At 39.1% G+C, this 23862-nt stretch carries 23 protein-coding genes; 9 read left to right on the top strand and 14 right to left on the bottom strand.

Going from position 1 to position 23862, the window contains the following annotated elements; translation table 11 throughout:
• Window positions 1-133: 133 nt before the first annotated feature.
• Entirely contained in the window at window positions 134-2062 is a 1929-nt protein-coding gene (locus tag PESP_RS04915; protein ID WP_089347032.1) for a S9 family peptidase, read from the bottom strand.
• 73 nt (window positions 2063-2135) lie between these two features.
• A complete protein-coding gene (locus PESP_RS04910) occupies window positions 2136-2744 on the bottom strand; it encodes a flavin reductase family protein (RefSeq protein ID WP_089347031.1) in 609 nt (202 codons plus the stop codon).
• A gap of 83 nt (window positions 2745-2827) precedes the next feature.
• Between PESP_RS04910 and PESP_RS04905 the strand changes: the two genes are divergently transcribed.
• The 3 genes from PESP_RS04905 to PESP_RS04895 all read left to right on the top strand — a co-directional run bounded on the left by PESP_RS04905 (window position 2828) and on the right by PESP_RS04895 (window position 5131).
• Window positions 2828-4342, top strand: coding sequence for a cryptochrome/deoxyribodipyrimidine photo-lyase family protein (locus tag PESP_RS04905; RefSeq protein WP_089347030.1), 1515 nt, complete (start codon window positions 2828-2830; stop codon window positions 4340-4342).
• On the top strand, window positions 4332-4469 hold the full coding sequence (locus PESP_RS04900; protein ID WP_082660547.1) for a DUF2256 domain-containing protein: 138 nt from the start codon (window positions 4332-4334) through the stop codon (window positions 4467-4469). Before PESP_RS04905 ends, PESP_RS04900 begins: the two co-directional genes overlap by 11 nt.
• Before the next feature lie 224 nt (window positions 4470-4693).
• Window positions 4694-5131 carry an OsmC family protein gene (locus tag PESP_RS04895; RefSeq protein ID WP_089347029.1) on the top strand — a complete coding sequence of 146 codons (438 nt, stop codon included), beginning with the start codon at window positions 4694-4696 and terminating at the stop codon, window positions 5129-5131.
• A 69-nt stretch (window positions 5132-5200) separates the two neighbouring features.
• Here the strand turns inward: PESP_RS04895 and PESP_RS04890 are convergent, their stop codons facing one another.
• Complete coding sequence (locus PESP_RS04890; RefSeq protein ID WP_089347028.1) at window positions 5201-5380, bottom strand: 2TM domain-containing protein; 180 nt, start codon at window positions 5378-5380, stop codon at window positions 5201-5203.
• Between the two features lie 263 nt (window positions 5381-5643).
• On the opposite strand from PESP_RS04890, the gene PESP_RS04885 reads away from it, so the two are divergent.
• Window positions 5644-6429 carry a putative porin gene (locus PESP_RS04885; protein WP_089347027.1) on the top strand — a complete coding sequence of 262 codons (786 nt, stop codon included), beginning with the start codon at window positions 5644-5646 and terminating at the stop codon, window positions 6427-6429.
• A 69-nt stretch (window positions 6430-6498) separates the two neighbouring features.
• Here PESP_RS04885 and PESP_RS04880 read toward each other — a convergent pair whose 3' ends face one another.
• A complete protein-coding gene (locus PESP_RS04880; RefSeq protein WP_089347026.1) occupies window positions 6499-7986 on the bottom strand; it encodes a dipeptidase in 1488 nt (495 codons plus the stop codon).
• 169 nt (window positions 7987-8155) lie between these two features.
• Between PESP_RS04880 and PESP_RS04875 the strand changes: the two genes are divergently transcribed.
• Complete coding sequence (locus PESP_RS04875; RefSeq protein WP_089347025.1) at window positions 8156-8332, top strand: DUF2986 domain-containing protein; 177 nt, start codon at window positions 8156-8158, stop codon at window positions 8330-8332.
• 60 nt (window positions 8333-8392) lie between these two features.
• Here the strand turns inward: PESP_RS04875 and PESP_RS04870 are convergent, their stop codons facing one another.
• Both PESP_RS04870 and PESP_RS20690 read right to left on the bottom strand, forming a co-directional pair.
• The gene (locus PESP_RS04870) at window positions 8393-10528 is read right to left on the bottom strand and encodes a TonB-dependent receptor plug domain-containing protein (RefSeq protein WP_089347024.1); all 2136 of its coding nucleotides are present in this window, start codon (window positions 10526-10528) and stop codon (window positions 8393-8395) included.
• A gap of 111 nt (window positions 10529-10639) precedes the next feature.
• Window positions 10640-11938, bottom strand: coding sequence for a methyl-accepting chemotaxis protein (locus tag PESP_RS20690; RefSeq protein ID WP_089347023.1), 1299 nt, complete (start codon window positions 11936-11938; stop codon window positions 10640-10642).
• Between the two features lie 371 nt (window positions 11939-12309).
• Between PESP_RS20690 and PESP_RS04860 the strand changes: the two genes are divergently transcribed.
• Window positions 12310-13512 carry an MFS transporter gene (locus PESP_RS04860; protein WP_089347022.1) on the top strand — a complete coding sequence of 401 codons (1203 nt, stop codon included), beginning with the start codon at window positions 12310-12312 and terminating at the stop codon, window positions 13510-13512.
• Between the two features lie 53 nt (window positions 13513-13565).
• Here PESP_RS04860 and PESP_RS04855 read toward each other — a convergent pair whose 3' ends face one another.
• The 4 genes from PESP_RS04855 to PESP_RS04840 all read right to left on the bottom strand — a co-directional run bounded on the left by PESP_RS04855 (window position 13566) and on the right by PESP_RS04840 (window position 18820).
• Window positions 13566-14612 carry an NAD(P)-dependent alcohol dehydrogenase gene (locus tag PESP_RS04855; RefSeq protein WP_089347021.1) on the bottom strand — a complete coding sequence of 349 codons (1047 nt, stop codon included), beginning with the start codon at window positions 14610-14612 and terminating at the stop codon, window positions 13566-13568.
• Window positions 14613-14748: 136 nt separating this feature from the next.
• Window positions 14749-15462: a DUF1499 domain-containing protein gene (locus tag PESP_RS04850; RefSeq protein ID WP_089347020.1), complete on the bottom strand. Its 714-nt coding sequence runs from the start codon at window positions 15460-15462 to the stop codon at window positions 14749-14751.
• A 100-nt stretch (window positions 15463-15562) separates the two neighbouring features.
• Window positions 15563-16903: a DUF1501 domain-containing protein gene (locus tag PESP_RS04845; protein WP_089347019.1), complete on the bottom strand. Its 1341-nt coding sequence runs from the start codon at window positions 16901-16903 to the stop codon at window positions 15563-15565.
• 9 nt (window positions 16904-16912) lie between these two features.
• Complete coding sequence (locus PESP_RS04840) at window positions 16913-18820, bottom strand: DUF1800 domain-containing protein (protein WP_089349101.1); 1908 nt, start codon at window positions 18818-18820, stop codon at window positions 16913-16915.
• Between the two features lie 153 nt (window positions 18821-18973).
• On the opposite strand from PESP_RS04840, the gene PESP_RS04835 reads away from it, so the two are divergent.
• Window positions 18974-19189, top strand: a complete 216-nt coding sequence (locus PESP_RS04835) for a hypothetical protein (protein WP_089347018.1) — start codon at window positions 18974-18976, stop codon at window positions 19187-19189.
• Window positions 19190-19212: 23 nt separating this feature from the next.
• Here PESP_RS04835 and PESP_RS04830 read toward each other — a convergent pair whose 3' ends face one another.
• From PESP_RS04830 to PESP_RS04815, 4 genes are all read right to left on the bottom strand, one after another.
• Window positions 19213-20172 (bottom strand): sensor histidine kinase, encoded by a 960-nt coding sequence (locus PESP_RS04830; protein WP_089347017.1) that lies wholly within the window; start codon window positions 20170-20172, stop codon window positions 19213-19215.
• Window positions 20165-20716: a heme NO-binding domain-containing protein gene (locus tag PESP_RS04825; RefSeq protein WP_089347016.1), complete on the bottom strand. Its 552-nt coding sequence runs from the start codon at window positions 20714-20716 to the stop codon at window positions 20165-20167. The genes PESP_RS04830 and PESP_RS04825 overlap by 8 nt, the downstream gene beginning before the upstream one ends.
• A 14-nt stretch (window positions 20717-20730) precedes the next feature.
• Entirely contained in the window at window positions 20731-21843 is a 1113-nt protein-coding gene (locus PESP_RS04820; RefSeq protein ID WP_089347015.1) for an HDOD domain-containing protein, read from the bottom strand.
• A 116-nt stretch (window positions 21844-21959) separates the two neighbouring features.
• Window positions 21960-22421: a nuclear transport factor 2-like protein gene (locus PESP_RS04815; protein ID WP_089347014.1), complete on the bottom strand. Its 462-nt coding sequence runs from the start codon at window positions 22419-22421 to the stop codon at window positions 21960-21962.
• A 147-nt stretch (window positions 22422-22568) separates the two neighbouring features.
• Between PESP_RS04815 and PESP_RS04810 the strand changes: the two genes are divergently transcribed.
• On the top strand, window positions 22569-23264 hold the full coding sequence (locus PESP_RS04810) for a glutathione S-transferase family protein (protein WP_089347013.1): 696 nt from the start codon (window positions 22569-22571) through the stop codon (window positions 23262-23264).
• A gap of 50 nt (window positions 23265-23314) precedes the next feature.
• Window positions 23315-23857, top strand: coding sequence for an RNA polymerase sigma factor SigZ (sigZ, locus tag PESP_RS04805; RefSeq protein ID WP_089347012.1), 543 nt, complete (start codon window positions 23315-23317; stop codon window positions 23855-23857).
• The last annotated feature ends 5 nt before the right edge of the window (window positions 23858-23862 follow it).

Below are 23862 nucleotides of genomic sequence, written 5' to 3'. Positions count from 1 at the left end.
AGCAGGAGCGCTTTAAGAGTAGCGTGTAGTACTCCTTTTAATAACAACGTATAAATTTAACAAGTAAAAGTGCAAACAATGTGCATTATTTAAAGATTAAGATCAAAAAAGGCGACCTAGGTCGCCTTTATCATTAATTGTTTTTTAAGTGTTTATCAAAAAAGTCTAAAAACGCCTGTAATGTTTTAATCCTATGAGGCTGATAAGAAAGATAATGATCTCCATCTTCAAGCTCAATGTAGGTTACATCTTTGTTTTCATCATCTAATTCATCTTCCATTTCTCGGCTGTGATAAATAGGTACTACGCTGTCGTCGCTGCCATGAATAAGTAAAATTGGTTTGTTAATTGATTTTGCAAAGTTAACAGGAGAATTAGCCTCTAGTTTATCGCTATCGGTACCAAATTGCTTTCTTACTATGTCTTTATTGGTAAAGTGGCGAGCTTTACTCACAATATGCTCAAGGTCGGTCACACCTGCAAAACTGGCTGCACATTTAAATGTTTCAGGGTGCTTAATTACAGCCATTAATGCCGCATAACCGCCGTAGCTCGCCCCACCAATACATATATTATTAGGTTGAGCTATGCCTTGCTCAATTAACCAATTGGCGCCATCTTGCAAATCATCTTGCATGGCTAATCCAAAACCTTGTATTGATTGCATTAAAAACTCATAACCATAGCCACTTGAGCCCCTAAAGTTAGGCTGCAGTACTGCATAACCATTATATGCAAGTAGTGCTGTCCAATAGTCAAAGCCTGAATAATCACGCGCCATTGGCCCGCCATGCGGGAAAATTATTGTGGGTAGCTTATCGCCTTCTTCATAACCAACAGGAAGTGTTAAATAACCTTCAATGGTTAGTCCATCTCGTGCTTTGTAACTAATGTGCTCTTTACCACGGTAAACCGTTTCGTTTATTTGCGGGTAAACATCAGCAAAAACCGTTACGTCGCCTCGTTTTCTGTCCCCTAGCATGTAGGTGCCCGATGTTTCGTCTGAACTAATATAAAGTACATACTTTTGCTGATCGGCACTGGTACTCACTATACTCATTTCGTATTTGTCTTTAGGTAACGACTTACGTAATGAGCGATGAAGCCTATCGAGGTCTTCATCCCAATATTGAATGCCATCATCTAAATGTGAATGTGTAAAACCAGCCACTTCACCGGTTTTTTTGGAGTAGAAAATATCTCCATCTACATCGTAATTGTCATCGCTGTAAATTAACTCACGCTTTTTAGTGGTTAAATCGAGCTTAAATAGTGCATCACGCCCCTCATGAAGTGCAGTGATATATAAATAATTAGGATCTTTATCAAAGCCTAAAATAGAAATACTTTGCTCACTAAATACCTCGTAACTAAAAAGTGTGCCCCATGACTCTTTTTGTTCGTTGTAAAGCTCGTAAGTAAATTGCGTATCGTCCATTTTTTTAGCAATACGCACTCTGCCCTGCCTATCAGCAAACCAGTTTGTTACATCACTGCGAGCACGCTGAATTTGCTTTTTACGCAAGGTGGTTAAATCTAACTCATACACGGCCGGAGTATTGGCAACTTTAAAATCGCCTTGCACTAATATTTTATTTTCTTGTTCAGGTAAAAAGCTCACTATTCTATCTGAAAACTGTGGCTGAGTTTCATCACGCGTGGCATTCGCTTTAAATGCTAATTTAATACCTTTATCATTACTTAAATTATACGAATACATTAAGGTTGAGGCGTACTTAACACCACCAAATTGGTACTTAATATACCTTGCGCCTAATAACAAAACATCGTTGTTTGCCCAGCTAAACCAGTCAAAAAATACAGTGTGGTTATCCGATTTAATAATAGGCTTGCCTTTACCTGTGGTAAGGCTTTGAACCATTAAAACTAAATCGCCGTTTAGGTTTCTTACATAGGCAATATTATTACCATCGGGGGAGAGCTTTACTTGGCTAATGCTTTTTAATCCTGCAAATACCTCTATAGTCAATTTTTTATCTTGTGCAGCAAAAACATTAAAACTAAATAAGGTAAGTAACAACGTAAAATAAAATTTAGACATCCAACATCCATTTGATTTTTTATAGGTAACACTTTATTGGTTAACAACAAGTATTTTAAGTTAATGTTTTATTTTACAATTGTGGACGTTTTAGTACAAATTTATCTTTAGTGGAGCTAAAGTAATCGCCGCCCATTTTACCTACTGTGTTTAAACGGGTTGGGTCAATGTAGCCATTAACTAATACATCATCGTTAATATAAATTCCCACCACGTTAAGTAGCATTACTTTACCGCCACCGGGTTCGTCACTTATAGTAATAATGTCTCTTAGCGTACATTCGTACCTTACTTTAGCCGCTGCAGCACTAGGGGCTGATACCTGCTTACTTGCCGTTTTATCAATATTAGCGGCGTCAAACTCACTCGTTTGTGCACAGTAATTAGCGCAGCTTTGATTCATTTGCTCAACTAGCTCTTCGCTTACAATATTAACCACACAGTTTTTAGTTGCTTGTAAATTAGTGAGCGTATCTTTATTGGCTTTATCTCGAGGGTTTACTTGAGTAACACTTAGTACTGGTGGATTACAGCTTGCCACAGTAAAAAAAGAGTATGGCGCAATATTGGCCACTCCTTCCTCACTTAATGTACTTACCCATGCTATAGGACGCGGACTAATGCCGCCTACTAAATACGAGTAAACATTGTGGTGTGTATTTTGAGTTAAATCTAAAAACATAATTTCCCTTTATTAGGCAGCTGCAAATCTTAAAACCAGTTTATTACGTACAGTATTTCATATCAGCTGCCATTTTTTAAAATATGCGTGAAAAAATAAACATAGTGTGGTTTAAACGCGATTTACGCTTATCAGATCACCTTCCACTAAAACATGCCTTTAATAGCGATATACCAACGCTGCTTATTTATAACTTTGAGCCGCTCATGCTTGAGGATGCGCATTATAACGAGCGGCATTGGCGCTTTGTTTATCAATCAATCACACAAATAAACAGCCAATTAGAGCGCTTTAACGCCACACTTTATATTTTTAGCCAAGACATGCTTACTCTTTTAAATGCGCTCAATAAAACATATCAAATAATAAACTTATACAGCCATCAAGAAATTGGCTTAAATAATACCTTTGAGCGAGATAAAGCCGTTACCACGTGGTGTAAAGAGCAACAGGTACACTGGCAAGAATCAAAAACGGGCGCTGTTATTCGTGGCAAAAAAAATCGAAGTAATTGGAACGAACGCTGGCAAAAAACAATGCAGGCTCCTGTTGCTATTCCTAATTGGAAAAATATAAAAACCATTACACTTAATAACTACCAAACACCCAAATTGCCCAACAGCTACACGCAAAGCGATGACAACTTTCAAATAGGTGGGCCATTACACGCCCATAGTGTATTACACAGTTTTTTTGTAGAGCGCGGCAAGGGGTATCAAAAAGGAATATCTAGCCCAAGTTTAAGCCGTACTCATTGCTCTAGGCTCTCACCCTATTTAGCATGGGGTAATATTAGCCTTAAACAGGTGTACCAAATGGCTATTGATGAATACCATTCAAAACACCCTGATAAAAAAGGCTGGAAACGCCCGCTCGCTGCTTTTGTATCGCGATTGCATTGGCATTGCCACTTTATGCAAAAGTTTGAAAGTGAATGCACTATGGAGTTTAAAGCATTAAATCCAGGCTACCATGAGTTTCCCTACAGAGATGACGCTAATGTAAAAAGCGATATTGAGCGCTGGGCACAAGGCCAAACGGGTATTCCTATTATTGATGCCTGTATGCGCTGCTTAAAAGCAACGGGTTATATTAATTTTAGAATGCGCGCTATGTTAGTCAGCTTTGTAACACATCATTTAAATATAAGTTGGCAGCAGGCAAGTTTTCCACTGGCAAATTACTTTTTAGATTTTGAACCTGGAATTCACTACCCGCAAATACAAATGCAGGCATCGGTAACGGGTATTAATACCATTAGGCATTACAACCCGATTAAGCAGTCTGAAGATCAAGACCCAACCGGCGCCTTTATAAAAAAGTGGTGCCCCGAACTTGAAAAACTGCCAATAGAATATTTACACGAGCCTTGGCAACAAACACCAATGGAAGCATTATTTAACGACTTTAAATTAGGAGAAGATTACCCAGAACCCATGCTCAATTTAACCGATGCTTCAAAGCAAGCTCGCGAACGCTTGTGGCAATACCGCGAGCGAGCAGACGTTAAGCGTGCTATTCCTAATATATTAAAAAGACACGTAGGGCTTACTCGCACAATACAACAAAAAGCAAAGAGTGCTAAACATGGCGCATAAAAAGTTACATCTACCACAAAAAATATGCCCTGTTTGTAATAAGCCATTTGTATGGCGTAAAAAATGGCAACGTGATTGGGATAACGTTATTTACTGCTCAGAGCGCTGCAAGCGAAATAAAAATTAAACCATAAAGGTTTAAACTACTTTAACCCTATAGGTATCAAAGCCTGTGCCCTAACGCCCTATTTTGAGTAAAACAAATCTCAGCTCCAAAAAGCCAATAAGTTCTAACTGGCGTTTATATTGCACTGTTAACTGTAACTCGGCTTTTAGCGCTTATTTTAAGTGTTTTATGTAAATAACGCTTAATGAGCCTGAAAAGCTTACACGCAAAGCAAGGAGAAGACGATGACGATTAAAAAAACGGCAAGTTCAACGTGGTCTGGTGATATTAAAACAGGCAAAGGCAGTATTTCTACGCAAAGTGGCGCACTTAATAAACAACCGTATGGCTTTAATACCCGCTTTGAAGATGAGCCAGGGTCAAACCCTGAGGAGCTAGTAGGTGCGGCGCACAGTGCCTGTTTTAGCATGGCGCTGTCGCTTGCATTAGGTGACGCAGGTTTTACAGCCGATAAAATTGATACCAAAGCAACAGTAAGCCTTGATGAAGTAGATGATGGCTTTGCAGTGACGCATATTGCTCTTGAAGTAGATGCACGTATTAAAGATATTGCTAATGAGCAATTTCAGGCATTGTGTGAGCAAACTAAAAAAGGCTGCCCTATTTCAAAGCTGCTTAATACCGAAATCTCACTTAACGCGACACTTGAGAGCGCTTCATAAACCGCTAATACTTAAACCCTAAAATTAAGAAGCTTAAGCCAAGTAAGTTATTACTTGGCTTAACATTCATTACCCACACCTTTTTGAACTGGTTAAATCCAACAAATCTTTAAGCAGCGCAATCCCCATACCCAACGCAGGCCAAACTACCCATAGATTATTTGGCGATGTAATTAAATTAATTGCTGTAAAAAATACTAATACAGCTGCGTAGCGTTTTAGGTTTTCAAAAAATGTTGATGTATTCATGTTTACTCTCCTCTTAAAATGTAAGGTTATTATTGCCTTAATTTTTAAGCTTTGGAGGTGTTATTTGTCATTAGTTGATATGACATTAGTCAGGTTATTACATTTTACTGAACTACTTAATGAGAGCTCTTAAGTTTCGTTTATTCTTACATTTACTTATATAAACATACAGTTACTTACAATTAATTGGATGTGTTTTCACTTATTTTAAATATAATACCCTTTCTGGGTACAACTAATTAACTTTATAAGAAAGGATACTTATGCGATTTTTAATGCCACTCTCTTTGCTTGCACTTAGCTGTGCAGCGTCAGTAAACGCTGAACAATCAGCGTCAAAGCAATGGTTTAATACAATTAACTACGCAAAAATTGATTCACGCTATTACAGCGATAATGTGTACGGATTATCTACTCATTATTACTTTGAAGAGCAACAAAGCTCGGGAGTGTGGGATGATTATGGCTACCTAGATACAGATAGTAATATAGGTTTAAATTACTTTAATTCAGATGGTAATAGTAGAAAAGGAATTTTTGGAGAAGGCTTTTACGGTAATGCTTTTGCAACCCTAGAGCTGCCTAATATTGGCGATACCGATACCTATTCACTTGGCATAGGTTACTTATTTGCAGATTCGTTAAAAGTATCTGCACGTATGCTAGATTACGAATATGGTGATACAGTTTATTTATTTAAAGCTCAATATAATCATCAAATTAATGACACCGACTACATTGGTTTTACTATTGAGACCGATGATGAAATAGAGTCGTGGGACTTATCATCACGTTACTTTGCTCACCTTTACGATGAAAGCTACTTTACTGTAAATATTGACTACCTAGATGCTGGTGATGACCCTTTCTTTAACGTGCTGGCAAATTATTACTTTAATAAACATGTAGCAGTGGGCATTGGCTTGAGCGACTCAGATTTAGTTGTTGAGGGTAAATACTTTATTAACGATAGCTACTATTTCAGCGCTAATTACACTGATAAAAATAGCTATGATATATACAACCTTAGTTTTGTAGCCCAGTTTTAAAAAATACAAAAAAGCCGCCTTGCTGAAGTCACTTCAGCAAGGCGGCTTTTATATTAAAAAATCTTTAGCTTACATATTTCCTAGCTCAATCATCATCGCGGTATACATGCGTAAATTAAGCTCCAATTGCTCAAGCGTAATAAATTCATGCTCTGAGTGGCCTGTATAACGTTTACCCGGCATTGAAGGGCCAAACGATACAGCATTATCAAATAATTTTGCGTTAGTGCCTCCGCCAATTGATACAAAGTCAGCTTGTTCGTCACCTGTAAAATGTTTAAAAATATCGAGCAGCTTTTGTGCGTGCGGTGCATTGTCTAACAGCATAGGTGTACCAATAATGGTTTCTACTTTAGTAAGCGTGACGCTATTTGCAGTTTCCCACCCATTGATAGCGCTATTAATTTGTTGTTTAAGTACGCTTTCATCTTTACCTACTGGGCGGCGGGCGTTAATGGCCAATGTTAGTGCATTACCATCGCGTTCAATTACAGTAGGGGCTACGCTCATTGGGCCCATAAATTTATGTTCGTAGGCAATATCACCAAATTGCTTACCATGAATATCTAAGCCAATTAACTGGTTTACAAATTTTATAAGCTGGCCATCGCTATTATTTTCAAGTGCGGCGTTTTTGAATAACTCACTCAAGTGTGCAATAGCATTAACGCCCGACTCTGGCTCTGATGAGTGCGCAGACATGCCTTTAACAGTTATTTTTAAGCCTTCACCTTGCTCTTCAAAATTAAACTCAACTGCACTAAGCGTTTTAGCTTTAGCTTTTAATGAGTCGATTAAGCTCGCGCTTGCATTATGAAGTATTAAGCTTGCATCTTCTGGTATTTGGCTTTTAAACGCCCCACCTGCAACGTCACTTACATAGACGCCAGTTTGATTTGAAGTAGCGTTAAAGGTTGGTGCAATTAAGCTCCAGCCTTTTTCGGCAACAACCACAGGGTATGATGCATCAATGGTTACTGCATACTTTGGTTGCTGGTAAGTTTTCATAAACTCAGTAAGTGGGCCCCAGTCAGACTCCTCGGCAAGGTAAATCATCAGCTCTATGCGGTTATCAAGCTTTATGCCTTTATCTTTAATCGCTTTCATAGCATAAAGCGCAGTGGCTATGGCGCCTTTGTCGTCTTCGGTACCGCGCCCTACTAATTTGCCAGGCTCTGAGGTATCAATAATAAATGGGCTTTGCTGCCACTTACTCGCATTAGCTGGCTGTACATCGCCATGTGTTACTACTGTTACTTTGTCTGCTTGTTTACCCATACCAATAAGCACGGTATAGCCTAGGTCTTGGTAATCAAGCCCAAGCTCTGCGGCTTTCATTTTTAATACAGATTTAAAGTTAATAAAGTCTGGATTTTTTGGAGCGGGTATTGAGCCTTTATTTACTGTAGGAAAAGCCACTAAGTTAGTTAGCGTATGTACTTGCGCATTTTGGTAGGTGTTTACAGCGTAATCGGCAACACTATCAATATTTTTATGTAATTGCGCATGCGTATTAAAGGCAAATAAAGCACTGCAAAGCAAAACTAACTTTTTCAAAACGTATCCCGTTGTATGACTAAATAAAGGCCAAATTATAGCGCTGTAGCATAATATTAAATAGCGCTTTGCGATAGGATTACAATGATCGTGCTTTAAATTTATATGGCGGCTTTTATCGCATTGGTTGTATAATGCGCGACCTAAATTTATCAGAGTATTAGTACTAATGAACCGCCGTAAAAAAATCGTCACTAAATTTCAGAAAAAAGATAAACGTGCTAATGCTAAATTACATAAAAGTAATAAACCAGCGTATGTATCTAAAGCCGAGCGCGAAAAGTTAGCTTTAGAAGCAGAGCAATCTCCTTGTGCCGACGATGAGCAAGATACAACTACTGATTAATAATTAGCGTTAAACCACAACACAATGGTGGCTTAACTGTTCAATAATTATTATATGTGTCTAAAAAGCATAACTTGCGCTTATATTAAATGAGCGCCCCTGCCCCGCTAATTGGGTAAATCCCGCGCTGTTATTTTGCTTTAGTGCAGCAATGCTTACTCCCCCTAATGGCAACTCGTAAAACTCATCAAATAAGTTAGTTACCTCTGTACTTAGCGTTAATGCATTAAAGGTGGCTTTAGAGCTTAAATTCACTAAATTATAGCTGTGCGTTTGGTTTTCAAGGCGGTTAAAGTCAACGCGTGATTTTGTATCTACCCACTCCCACGACAGCGTATTTTCAAATAATCCTAGTTGCTGGCTTAATGTTAGCTTTGTATGCAATGGCTTAATTTGATATAGCGGTTGGTTAGTGTCGTCGCGCTTACCACGGGTACTTGTAATATTTGCTGTTACTACCCATTCGCCAAACGGTTTAGATTGATAAAGCGACTTACTTACATCGATTTTGGCACCATATAATGTGGCGTCAACATTACTAAACTGCAAAATATTACGAGATGTGTTTGCTAAGCCGTAACTATTAAAACTACGTACAATATTTGCATCAATGTAGTTGTTTACATCGGTGTACCACATATTAGCACTTACACGCCAAGTATCATCTTTAGCTGTTTTTGTATACGTTGCACTAATGGTATTTGCAGTTTCTACATCAAGCTCTGGGTTACCAATATAACCATTTGCATCGCCGTACCAGCCAATCATAGTGGTGGCCATATTACTTACACCCCAGCTGTAGCGCTCATATAAGTTGGGTGCGCGATTTTTGCGAGCAAGGCCTAATTGCAGCTCGTCATATAGTGTAATTTGGTAATTAGCTAATAAATTAGCATCAACAATGGTGTCGGTTTTATTTCTATCGGCATTATTAAAGTCATTTGCCGCCATCCCATTATTGGCAGTGGTCATTGCGCTCATACTGCCCATATCCATCATACTCATGCCATCGTTATAGGCCTGTACTTCATCAACTTGCGTGTTAACACGCTCAACCCTTACTCCAGTGTTTAGCCATAGTTTTTTATTAATTTGGCTTTCATATTCTGCAAATAAGGCAATGCGCTCACGCTTACCATTATTAATATTTACATAGTCATTTGGCCCCATCATGGCTGAGCCTTCAATAGCCGGCCACCAATCATCAATGCGGTAGTGATAGTATTCTTGACCAAGCAATAGTGAGCTATTTTTATCAAGCGTAATACGCCATTTAAGCTGGGTGCTTATATCTTGCGAGTCTGTCTTCATGGGCATCATGCCGGTTTTTTCTTTACTAAAAAAACCCATTTCGTGTTTCACGCTATGCCAATTTACTTGCCCTTGTAGCTCGCTGTTTTCAAAACTGCGCTTATATTGGGCAATAGCGCCGTAACTGGTGATATCAGTCATATCCATGTACTGATTCGCAAACCCTTGATACGGTATTTTTTGGTGTGTGAGCTTTATAACTAATTGCTGCTTTTCATCGCGTATGGCGCCTGTAAGGCTGTGATTTTGAGCTTGGTATAATGTATCAAGTACTACATTCCCATTTCCATCCTCGTAACTGTTGGCATCACTAAACGATCCTTGATAATTAAAACTCAATGTATCACTTGCTAAACGTGCTCCTACGCCTAGCTTTGTGCCGTTATCAATACTACTGTATTTTGCCGATACATAGCCCGAGTGCCAGCCCAATTCACTACTTTGACTGTACTGAGGCGAAATAGAATTAACGCTTATTACACCGGCAATATTATCGCCACCTGCGCTTATTGGTGAAACTCCAGCAACCACCTTGTAAGACATTATCTGATTTGCTGATATGTAAGAAAGAGGCGGGTTCATATGATTAGCGCACGCTGCTGTTACATCTGCGCCATCAACAAGTACTTTTACCCTATCGCCCATTAAACCATTTAAAATAGGCAAGTTAGAAACCCCGCCCGCAGCAGAAAAATCAACACCTAAATTACTAAGTAATGACTCTGACGAGCCAAGTGATACATGTTTATTTTGCGCATGCCCGTGCACTTCAATCACTTCTAAGTTGTTATCATCAGCAAGTATTGTAGGCGATAAAAAGCTGCTAATTAGTAGCGCTAAAGGAGAGAGTAAATAGGTAGGTTGAATGCTTTTTTTATGAGTCATTTATAATTTATGCCACTGTTATGTATGGCATAAATTATATAATGTGAAAGCGCTATTAAAGCGCGACATAATGTCGCACTTTAATAACTTATAAGTCAAAAATGTCTTGTGTTACACATTAAGCTTAGACACCGTTGCTGATACTGTATCTGCCCCTCGCTCTATTTCCTGAATTACTTCAGAAAATTTAGCAATAAGTGCTCGGCCTTGTTCCGATGAATCTGACACCGACGTTATTTGCTTAGAAATATCGTTAGTTAACTCTTGGTTATTTTTTACAACGGTGGCAATTTCGTTGGTAGAACTGCTTGTACTTGCTGCAAGTTGCCTTACTTCATCGGCTACAACAGCAAAACCCCTGCCGTATTCACCCGCTCTGGCGGCTTCAATCGCAGCATTGAGCGCTAACAAATTGGTTTGATCTGCAATACTACTAATAGTCGACACTATAGAGCCAATAACTGCCGATTGTTCATTAAGGTTTTTAATTAAATCTACCGATTTAAGTACTTGGCTAACAATTGCATCAGAGTTTGTAATAGCCTCATGTAATATTTCAGAGCCTCTTTTTGCAGTTTGCGCACTTGAAACAGCCGATTCGTAGGCTATTTGTGCCGCATCACTTACCGCTTCATTATCCTTTATTCGTTCGGTAATATTTGAGGCAAACTTAACTATTTTTATTACTTGGCCTTTATTATTTAAAATAGGGTTATATGTTGCTTCTAACCAAATTTCCGAGCCATCTGAGGTTATACGTTTAAACTTGCCCGACTTAAACTCACCTTCACTTAGCTCATTCCAAAACCGTGGATTTTTTTGATAAAACGCCTCAGTACAAAACATTTTATGGTGCTGGCCGGTGATCTCTGCAAGGCTATATCCCATTGTTGATAAAAAGTTTTTATTGGCTTTAATAATAGTGCCATCGGGGTTAAATTCTATAGTTGCCAATGCTTTATCAAGCGCCTCAGTGAGAGCCTCTTGGGATTTTCGCTGTACATAACTTGCTGTAATATCAGATGCTATTTTAATAACCTTGGTTACTACACCATTTATTTCAACAGGAAAATACGTTGCTTCAAGCCAGAGCTTATCGCCATTAGCTTTAAACCTTAAAAAGTTACCACTTTTAGATTTTGCAGCTTGCAATGATTGCCAAAACTGGCTGTACTCATTCGAATTAGTATATTCTGGGTCGCAAAACATACGATGATGTTTTCCTATAACGTCTTCTTTTTTGTAGCCTATTGTGTCTAAAAAAAGTTGATTAGCGTCTAAAACCTTTCCCTCTGGTGTAAATTCAATATAAGCAACGTGTCTGTGAATAGCAGACAAAATTGACTTATTTTGAATGAGTTGAAGTTCCAATTCTTCAACTTTTGCATTGTTTTTACTTATACCGAACATGTATTAAACCTTAAGGAAAGTAATATTAGGGTGACAGTAGCAAACAAATATAAAACTTATATGTAAGCGGGTAATAAATGTAAGCACCTTGTAAATATAGGTGTTTATTACATTTTAGGCGAGCAAATATTGACCAGCTAATTAACTGCTTTATAAAAACTTTTTTAATTTTAATGCTATAGCTGTTACTTTTTATTAGTTAACAAGAATAAAACAAGCCAAAAATACTAATTTTATACATGACGCAGTACACTTTTTAACTTAAAATACCTTCCTCACTGACACACTCCACACCCTTATATAAGTTATTCTCCACGCGTTTATTTGTGGCGACCCACTATTTTTTAAAAATTATTGTTAAAGGATCTTCTATGAGTGCAGATGTAGCGTCGGCATCTAATCAATTAAACAGAACAGCTATTTTATTAGTGTTAGCACTTGGTACATTTATTTTGGGGTTATCGGAATTTTCGATGATGCCTATGCTTCCGCTGATCAGCGAAACATTTGGCAGTACGCCCTCGCAAAGTGGCTATGCTATTAGCGCTTATGCAATTGGTGTTGTTATTGGCGCCCCTATTTTAATGCTTACTACAGCGAATATGCGTAAGCGCAAAGCACTATTAATATTTTTAAGTTTAATGTGTATATCTAATAGTTTGAGCGCATTAGCTACATCGCTTGAGCAACTGGTTGTCTTTAGGTTTTTAAGCGGCCTGCCTCATGGTGCTTATTTTGGTGCTGCCATTTTATTGGCCTCCGATATAGCACCGCAAGGTAAACGCGCAAGCTTTATGTCGAAGGTATTTATGGGGCTTACTGTAGCCACTATCGTGGGCGTACCTATTGTGACTTTAGTTGGCCAAAACCTTAGTTGGCGCTACTGTTTAGCCGGTGCTGGGGTCATTGCCTTTATTGCTTTTATATGTGTTTATAAAGTAGTACCCAATATTGATAACGCTAAGCCATCTAACTTATTAAATGAGTTTGGTGTACTTAAAAACAAACTTGTATGGTCTATTTTAGGGATTGTAATTATTGGCTTTGGCGGCGTATTTTGTATTTATACCTACATTGCAGATACAATTTTAGATGTTACAAAAACCGCGCCTTATACTATTTCTATTGCTATGGTGATGTTTGGTATTGGCTCTACACTGGGTAACTATGTGCTCGGAAAAGCGGCCGATAAATCGGCAATTAAAACCACGGGCTTTGCCCTTATATGCACTATTGTTTTTGCTTTTGCCTATGTAACAGCCAGCCATAATATTTGGATGCTTTACGCCGTTATATTTTTCATAGGCTGTAGCGTGGGTTTAGCCACATTAATTCAATCATTATTAATGGACGTATCGCCAGATGGCCACGCTATGATTGGTGCTTTAGTGCAATGTGCATTTAATGTTGCCAATGCCATAGGCCCGTGGGTTGGCGGTATCGCTATTGTGCAGGGGGCAGCACCTAATCAAACCGGTTATGTTGCTGCTGGGCTATTTGTTGGTGGATTTATTATGTGGTTATTAAGCTACTTACAAATGAGTAAAAAGCAGCCTGTAGCACAAACATGCTAAAACCAGTTGTATAAAAAGAGCCGCTCATTAGCGGCTCTTTTTATAGTTACACGTTATGCACTGAGCGATTCCATATCAATCACAAATCGATAACGCACATCCGATTTTTCCATACGTTCGTAGGCTGTGTTAATTTCGTCTATGTTGATCATTTCGCACTCTGGTAATACGTTATTCTCGCCACAAAAATCAAGCATTTGCTGTGTTTCGGCTATGCCACCAATGAGCGACCCAGCCACTTGACGACGGCCCATTAATAGCGGCACTGTGTTTAGCTCTTCAACTGGGCCAACTTGGCCTACAATTACCAATGCGCCATCAATATCGAGTAAAGGGGTATAAATTGAAAGGTCATGCTTAACTGGTACGGTATCAATAATGACATCAAAGGCCGATTGCGACTTTTTCATTTCGTCATCGTTTGTTGATACTAAATAATGCTGTGCACCTAGCTCTACCGCATCATCTTTTTTAGATTCGCTACGCCCTATTACCGTAACCGTGGCGCCCATAGCAACGGCATTTTTAACAGCCATATGCCCTAAACCACCTAGGCCTACAACAGCAACACGGCTGCCTTTTTTAACGCCCCACTTATGCAGTGGAGAATACGTCGTAATACCTGCACATAACAAAGGGGCCACGCGCGAAAGCTCTAAATTTTGTGGTACAGACAGCACAAATTCTTCGCGTACAACCACATGTTTAGAATAACCACCTTGGGTCATATCGCCGGTTTCTCTATCTTTACCTGCGTAAGTGCCAACCATGCCCTCGCGGCAAAATTGTTCTTCGTTGTTATCACACTGATCGCAGCTTTGGCATGAGTCAACCATACAGCCTACAGCTACGGTGTCGCCCTGCTTGTATTTTTTAACGTTGCTACCCACCGCTTTTACCTTACCTACAATTTCATGCCCTGGTACAAGCGGGTAGCGGCTTGTGCCCCAGTCATTTCGAACGGCGTGTAAATCTGAGTGGCATACACCACAGTATAATATTTCAATTTCTACATCGTTATTGCGTAAATCACGGCGCTCAAAAGCAAATTCGGTTAATTCGGCCCCTTCGCTTTTTGCTGCATATCCTACTGTTTTCATAATAACTCCATAGTTTGTAAAAATAATAATCGCACTCAGTATTGCGCAGTGGCAGTGAATACAAACTGACGCAAATTTTATCTATAAAAAAGCCCAACTAAGTTGGGCTTTTAAAAGTAATTAGGTGCTTTTAGCGTTATTTTTCAAGCAGTGTATTAATTTCGTTTATTAATGCGTTAATACGCTCTGCGTTTTTACCTAAATCGCTGCGACCAACGCGAGATTTACTGCGTATGTCTACAAAGCGCTGGCTACCTTCATCGTTTATACGTACCACTACATCATCTTTAAAACCAAACCAAGTTGTTGTATCGGTGGCTTCTACTATGCCGGTAGCTGCATTTACATTAACTAGTTCAAACCCTAAGTTGGTAATGGCTTGTTCAGTAGCTGCTAGCAGGTCTGTTTTTGATTGTGCATAGCTTAGCGTTTTAAGTTCTGGATAAGCTTTACGTTGCTGAGTAGCAATTTCTTCACCTGCATATTCAACGGGGTTTGAAGCATCTGCGCGAAGTGGTGCAATAGCAACAAACTTTGGCGGGTTAACTAAATCGGTCGAAATATCATGAATCGCTGGTACGCTTTTAGCTTTGCTCATCATACTTAACGGCATAGCAATCGCGATTGCAGCAAATACAAGTGCCATTAATGCACTGCCAAGTGTTACGGTTTTTCGCATAAAGATGACTTGCACAATAAGTAAAACTAAAGCTGCGCCACCAGCGTACACGCCAAACTTAAACCCCGAAAAGGCAACACCTAGCTCAACCACCCCATATTTATACAAAGGCCCAGGCAGTACTACCAATAAAAAAGCGATAAAACTTACTAAGCTCACTAAAATTTTCATTATTATGATTCCTTTATTATGTGTGGTCTTTAATTTTAAATAGGTAAAACGAGTACACTATACTGCCAATCACTTTGTTTAGATTACTATTAGCGACTAATTACACAAAAAAGTCTAATGTTGCGCTATTAAAGTTACTTAAATTAGGAAAAATATCAACAAGCTCTGAGCTTGGTACACCAAACCACTGCGCTAGAGTTGCAAAGTATTGCTCGTTAGCTATTTGCGGTATTAAACGGCCACCTCCTGTATCGTATGGCCCATCTAATTGCTGAGTTAGCGGCTCACCATAAATATTACGCCCTTTTACAGCGCCACCCATTACTATTTGATTGCCCGCCCAGCCGTGGTCTGTACCATCTCCGTTTGAGGTTAGCGTACGGCCAAAGTCTGACATAGTAAACGTGGTTACTTTATCGCTCATACCAAGCTCATTCATTGCGCTATTAAATTCGCTTAAACCATTAGCTAATGCATTTAATAGCGCAGGGTGCGTTGTTAGTTGGTTATCGTGAGTATCAAACCCACCCATCGATACAAAAAACACTTGGCGCTGAGTACTCAACGATGACTGAACACTAATTGTTTTGGCTACAGCCGATAGTTGCTCACTCAGGCTAGTATCGCTAAATGAGGTAATAAGCGCGGGAGCTTGTTCAAGCGCGTTATTCATACTTTGGGTATTATTAATTGCGCTATTGAGTCCATTAGCATAAGCGTTACCTAATACGTGATTAGTGCTACCCAGCAAACGATTCATTATGTTAGTTACATGCTCTGTACGCGGTTGATAGCCGCCAAAGGCATTAATAGAACTTATACCGCTTTTATTAAACGCAAATGCATTAGTGCTAGTGCCTGTTTGCCATAAATTTGTACCATCAAGTGAAATATTAGCGGCAAATTCATCTCGCACTGCTAAGCGCTCTAATAAACGAGCACCCCAGCCACTATTTATTGAGGCTTTTTCGCGGCCATACATCCACGATGCTTGTTGATCATTATGCGAAAATAAATGCTTAGGCAAAGGCACCGCGTTATTTTTATAATCATTTAATGTAGTTGGCGCTAGCAATGTGCCCACACCACTTACAAAGGCAAGGTTTTGAGATTCAAATACATTTTGTAAAGGCATGAGTGAGGGGTGAATCCCCACGCCACCTGCAAATTGCGAGCTAACACTGAGATCTAAAGGATTTGCCACAGCAAGGTTTTGTCTGCTTTGCTCGTATAAGCTACGCTGCTCTCCCTCAAGGGGTAATAACATGTTAAGCGAGTCGTTACCGCCGTACAAAAACACACATACTAAGGCCTTATAATCTCCCAATTCTTGCGCGTTTGCAGCACCGGTTAAAGCCTGTAACTGCAAACTTGTTAATGCCGCAGCTGACACACTGCCTTTTAAACATAATGACAAAAACTGTCTTCTATTAATGCTCATTATGCGCTCCTAATACTGCACGTTAAATTCAGGTGAAATCGCAATCATGTATAACAAGTACGAAACCCTTACTCGGTATTGGTCTTCGTTAAAATAGGCATCTAAATCAAGTAGCGCTTGTTTGGTTTCATTACTCATGTTGCCTGCAAAATACAAGGTGTTGTACTGTTCTATTAGTGCATTTATGCCATTTTGCGCCAAATAGTCCATATCGGTTTGTACATACACGTAAATGCCCGCTGGGTTTAAATCGGAGTGTGCTTCTGCCGTGCTCCACACTAAGCTTGCAAATAGCGCATTCATTGTGCCTATTAGGGTTGCATCGTTAGCAATTTGCAGCTCAGGTGCTACTAAGTTTTCACTGCGTAAATCAGCATTTTGGTAATCGGGTCTAAAAAAGTTAAACACAGAGGCCGATTGCATTGGTCCTTGCCCGTAACTATCTACTAAGTTCCACGTTTTATAGTAGCCCTTCAACGAGCGAGCATTAAGGTTGCGCCAAAACTGCACTGTTTTTAATAGTGGCTCTTTAATTTTACCTTGGTAACTTAAAACGCTGCCAAAATGGCGTGCTTCGTCATCTAAATAAATAGCTTTAACCACACTTGCTAAATCACCGCGCACACCTGCGCCATTATCATTAAACACACTAGCTACACGCTCTACATACTGTGGCGTTGGGTTAGAGGTAATTAGCCGCTGAATTAGCTGCTTAGAAATAAATGGAGCTACATTGTCGTGATTAAATAAATTATCGAGAGCAATTTTTAGCGACTCTTCAGGCCCGTAGCCCGGTGGGATAACTTCATTGTTTAACAGTGCTTTTTGTTCACTAGAATGGTATTCGCTAAATGCTTGCATAGGACTTAAATAATCGCGACTTTTACGCTTAAAGGTCTCACTGCCCGCAAATGTCCAACCGGTAAAAACTCGAGCAAACCCTTCTATTTGTGTTTGCCCATACGTAGCTATGGTATTGCCACTGGCATCAAGCTTGGCGCTACCATCTAGGTTTAACTCTTCAAGCCCTATAGTAAATAGCTGCATTACCTCTCGGGCGTAGTTTTCATCGGGGCGAATATTCAGCGCTTCATCGGCTTTTTCGTTACCTAAATGGCTTAGGTACGTGCCCATAATGGGCGAAAGCGTAATATCTTCAAGCAAGTCTCTAAAATTACCAAATGCGTGTGTGAGCAATAAATCGTAGTAGGTTATCATTCCTTCAGGCTGAGCACGTAAGTCGCTATTTTCATCCGAGACAACCAGTATTTCGCTAAGCGCAAATGCGACTCGCTGACGAAGCTGATCGTCACTTTGTAATACCGCTTTCCACCATGCATCTATGCGGCTTATATACTTAAAGTCGTCGTCATCATCAAGCGTTACTAAATAGTCATGGTGGTAGTTAATTGGCAGCGCTATTTGCTTATCAAGCCACTGTTGCTCACTTAATCCTTTTGCACTTTGTATTTCACTAAGTGTAGGCCCCATAGTGGCTTGATGAAGCAACCTAGCAGCACTATGTTCTTCTAAACTATTACGCGCCGTAAAATAAACAGTTTGGCTACTTGTTGCACCTTCATTGTCGGTGGCTGTAACACTAAACGCGTACTCTATTGGTTTATAACTCAGTGCCGGTGCAATTGTTATAGTGGCGCTTAAAGCCTCTATAGGTTCGCTCAATATGGTAGTACCTGCAGTTTGCTGCCAAACCACACTAGTAATAGTGCCATCTTTGTCATTGGCAGTTGCGTTTAACTCAATGGTTTGGCCTTTGGCTATTTCGGTAGGAATATTAGCAACTGATAAAATTGGGATTTTATTTCCGTTAATGGTTGGCGTATCATCTGAGCCTGAGCCGCCACAAGCACTAAGAATTAAGGCAGAACTTGCGAATAAAGCTGATTTATAATGCATTTTAAATTGTCGTTTAAGTAAGGGTGTTAGCGTATAGCAATTTATAGGTAAATATTGAAACACAAAATTTACATTTATACCTTTTATTTTTTGTAACCAAATTATGAACGCCCAATTAATATAAACCTTATTATTAAGGGCCTGAGAGCTTTTATGAAAACAGAAATTAGTTATCGTTTTGCAACTTCACAAATCGCCAACCGCTTTTTACACGAACTTAAAGATTGGCCTGTGAATCAGGTTAAAACCCGCCTTTTTAATGGCGGCGACAGTGTAAAGGTAAGTTATGACTACGATGAGAGTGGGTTTGATTACACACTTGCTGAACTTGATGATTTAGCTCAGCAGCACGGTGGCAAAGAGGTATAAATCCCCCTCTTTAGCCATGGCTGTTATTTATGTTCGTGCATAATTGGAATAATACAACGCATAAGGGTGCCTTTATTTAATTCGCTTTCAATTTCAATAACCCCACCGTGCTCTTTTAAAACGCTATACACAATTGCCATGCCCATACCTGTGCCATCGCCTACTGGCTTGGTTGTATAAAAGGGCTCAAATATATGGTTAACCGTCGCTTCATCCATACCGCAGCCATTGTCTTGGACTTCTATGTATATTTTATCGTTTTGGGCGAAAAGGTTAACGGTAATTTCATTCTCTGTGCCTGATACCAAATCGCAGGCATACTTAGCATTTAGTAATAAATTTACAAACACCTGATTAAGCGCCGAGAGGTTACAATATGTCATTGGCAGCTCGTTGCAGTGAATGCTTACCGTACTCGTTTTTAATTGGTTTGCTAAAAGTTTAACAGCGCCATCTAGCGTCTCTTTAATACTCGCCATTGCCATAGCACTACTTTGAGGGCGCGCAAAATTAAGTAAGTTATTTACTATTGAAGCAATCCGATTTAACCCTTCATGCGTGTCATCTAGTAGCTCGTCTATATCATCTAACATAAAGTTAAAGTCACTTTGCTGATCAAGCGTTACTAACTGCGTATGTGCTTCATCAGCCGAAATAGTTTTATCAGCATACTGTTTTGCCACTTTCAAAAGCATTAGTAACACTGGCTTTATAAACTTAATGCTTTCTAAGTTGCTAGTCACATATGCCAGCGGGTTATTTATTTCGTGAGCAACCCCCGCCGCAAGCGTCCCCAAGGTGGCCATTTTATCGGTTTGCATTACTGTAGCTTGTTGGTTTTTTAGTATTGCTAGTTTTTCTTCTAACGCTTGGTTAGCTTGAAATAACGCACGCGTTTTATCCTCTAGCAGCACCTCTAACTGATCTCTTGCCGACTTTTCTCTGAAATAAGCTTGTTTGTAATTATAGGTATCTTCACTCATTTACAGCACCGTAATTTACCTCTATAACACATTCGTCGCAGCCATCGTGCATACACGCTTTATGATTTAACGATACGTTAATACCGTAATGCGCAGCTGCACCGTAAATCAGGCCCTCTGCACACATACATAACTGCCTTTTAGAGTGGTAATGCATAACAATTTTTCCCGCTTGTTTATGCTCACATCGAATGCTCGGTAAATTTGGTTCTTGGTACAACTTGGCAACTTCAATATGAATAACTTCATCGATGCCCATAATAAGCTCAGCAAAGCTATCAAAACCTTCAACAATCACTGGGTGGTGCCTTTGTAAATGAGAAAATAAATATTCTCCAAATGCTTTTAATACCTGTGGCATAGTCATATCAAGTGCGGTGGCTACATCTTGCGCCAAGCCAACTAACTCCTCATCGGGATAGCTTTGCGCCGAAATATACACACGACCATCGGGGGCATTTTTACTAAGTAAATTATCCCATGCAGCCATGCCACATTTTTCAATTACTAACGCCTCAAGACCTCTAAAAATAATACCTTTCATTGGTTGTCCCCCTTTTAATTGTAGCTTTGCCACCACAGCTGTATTTCTTCCAAACTGATACTGCCATCAAGCAAAGCATGTTCAGTGTGCTCAAAGTCAAACGAGTTAAAACAATAAGCATGCTCCACTACACTATGAATAAAACTCAGTGAAATAGTATTATGATCAATGGGTTCATTAAGCATCTGCGCACGCACAATTGTCTCTTCAAAGCCCCACAGAGCTAATAAATAAGCGCTTAATGTATACTCAGGTACGCTTTTAACATCACTATTTTTTTCATTCGCAAGACTTGCAAGTTCACCAATAACGCTTAAGAGTCCGGTAGCATATGCAAGCAATTGTTCCTGCCTAGATAACCCCAAAAACTGAGCTAAAGATTTAGCCATATGCGCTTTTTTGTCGCTTTTTTTTATCACTTTAGTAAGCGTTTTTTGGTTAGCGCTACTTGGTATTTGCGCCGACAATTCACTAAACACCACTATGGCTCTTAAACTTATGAGTCCAATTCTAATAATTGCATCTTTAATATTAGTGGTTTGAGTATCAAAGCCCATGTAAGCCGAATTTGCTACTTGTAGTAATTTACTCGAAAGCAAAGGATCGTTAACTATATTTTGCTCTAATATATTTATACTAGGGTCTGTTTTATTGAGCTCTGATAGTAAGTTTTGTGTTACCGCACTCAAAAATGGCAAACCGTTTAGCTGACCTAGTTTTTTGCGGTTGTTAAGATTTATTGGCAAAGACCTTAAAAGCTCTGCACTATTAACAGCCTGTGTTAGGTGGGATTGTGTAAAAGGCTTAACAAGATGAAAATGTATTGTGTTATTTATTTGTAGTTCGTAGTTATGAGCTAAGTCACTGGTGAATAAACATCTCAGTGCTGTGGGGTGTAGCAATCTAATTTGCGGAAGTACTTTTAAACCTGAAATAGCTGACTGAGCAGAGTCGCAAAATACAATATCAAAAGTGTTGGTTTTATTTAAATAACTTTCAAGCTGTTCAACGGTCTCTACACAGGTAATTTCAGCGTTATTGCATAACCTTTTTAATGTTTTAGATAACGCTCTTAGCATTAACGCATCGTCATCAACCAGCAAAACGTTTAAGTTTTCTTTTTGCATCCACTATACCGCTTGGAATGTATTAGTTTATTCACAAAGTTTAGTATAAATTTACTATTTGGCATGCGCAGGGCAACATAATTATAGCTACCCTTAATTAGGTTCTAGGCAAGTTGTTATTGGTGATATTTACGGATCATCGCCACTTTACCGTTTTCAACCTCTATTACTTCCATCATTACTGAGGTGTACTCTATTTGCTGTTTGCTTTGTGGGTGAATGCCTTTAGCGTGGTTTTTATAACGAATCGCAAAACCGCTATCGTTAAAAGTAAAGGTATTGAGTAGCTCACTTTCATAGTGGGTGTGCGCGCCTAAATAAAAGCTCATACCTTTACGCATTAATTCTTTGCCATCAGCTGTGCGAGAGTCATCTACTTGATACGGTATGTGCTGGCTGCCTACATCGTCTGTTAACAATGCAAGGTAAGCCTCAAGCTCTTTAGTACCGGCGTTAGGGGCCTGCGTGGCAGTCATTGTTTTGTAGTAGTGCTGTGCAAACGCTTTTAAATCAAATGTGTTTTCGCCACGTGCTACAAAGCTTGTAACAAATAATAGTAATAAAACTAAATGCTTCATTATTCTTCCTTGTGTGCGTTTATTTAATTGTTTTACAAGGTTTATGATTGCACATCATGATTAAATAACAAACAATTAAAATTGATTTCGTCTTTTTAAAACCTGCTTCGTCTTATAGGTAAATCTATAAACATGAAGGTAATGAAAATGATTAAAATTGTAAGCTTTAAAATTTGTCCATTTGTACAACGAGTAACCGCAGCATTAGAGGCTAAAAATGTACCCTATGAAATTGAGTACATTGATTTAAAAAATAAGCCACAGTGGTTTTTGGAAATATCTCCAAATGCTCAAGTCCCTGTACTAATCACTGAAAAAGATACGGTTTTGTTTGAGTCAGATGCAATTATTGAATATATCGACGATGAGTTTTCACCACTTGAAACCTCACTTTCTAATGAAGTTAGAGCTCTAGATCGTGCATGGAGCTACTTAGCGACCAAGCACTATTTAGCTCAGTGCTCAACCATGAGCAGTAAAGACGAAGCCACGTTTAAAAAGCGCAGTTTAAAGTTAGAAAAGGCATTTAAAACCATCGAGCAACAATTAGCGGCCAATACTGTGTTTTTTAAATCAGATACATTAAGTAAAGTTGATATTGCTTGGCTACCGCTTTTACATCGCGCCGCCATAATAAAAGCACATAGTGGCTACGATTTTTTGTGTGGTTTACCCAAAGCACAAGCGTGGCAGCAAAACGTACTCAATAGCGACCTAGTTGAGAAAACAATAAGTGACGATTTTACTAAACGTTTTAGCCAGTTTTATTTAACTAATACATTTTTAGCCAATAATAAAGATGTGCAAAGCAGTCTATGTAGCACTAACAGCTGCTGTAATTAAGTAACTGTAAAGCGGTGTTTACTCATCGCTTTACTACTTGGAGGTTTACTTTGGATATAAAAATAATTTGGAGCCAATATCAAGCGAGCTTAAAAGCGTTTTTGCACAGTAAAATAGCTAACCCCAGTGATGTTGATGATTTAATGCAAGACATACTCATTAAAACCCATCAGCATTTATATGCGGTTAAAGAGCCAAGCAAAATTAAATCGTGGATATTTCAAATAGCGAACAATACAGTTATCGACTTTTACAGAAAAAGCCATGCATCACAAAATGTAGAAGTCGGCTCATTATGGTACGAGCAAGAACAAACCCAAGTAATTACAGAGCTCGCTGGGTGTGTTAAGCCTTTTATAAATGCACTTCCCCAGGATGAGGCCGCACTTTTAACCGCGATTGAAATAGAAGGTATTTCACAAAAAGAGTATGCTCAAAGCCATGATATTAATTACTCAACACTCAAATCGAGAGTAATTAAAAGCCGTAAAAAGCTGCACCAAATCTTTAATCATTGTTGTAGCTTTAATATAGACTCGCAGGGTAACTTACTCGACGTGACACCTAAAAACAATACGTGCTTAAAGTGCTAAGTTAA

It is taken from the genome of Pseudoalteromonas espejiana DSM 9414 (assembly GCF_002221525.1).
In the GTDB taxonomy this organism is placed as follows: Bacteria; Pseudomonadota; Gammaproteobacteria; order Enterobacterales; family Alteromonadaceae; genus Pseudoalteromonas; species Pseudoalteromonas espejiana.
Note: the sequence above shows the minus strand (reverse complement) of the source record. Positions and strands in the feature narration are given on the sequence as shown.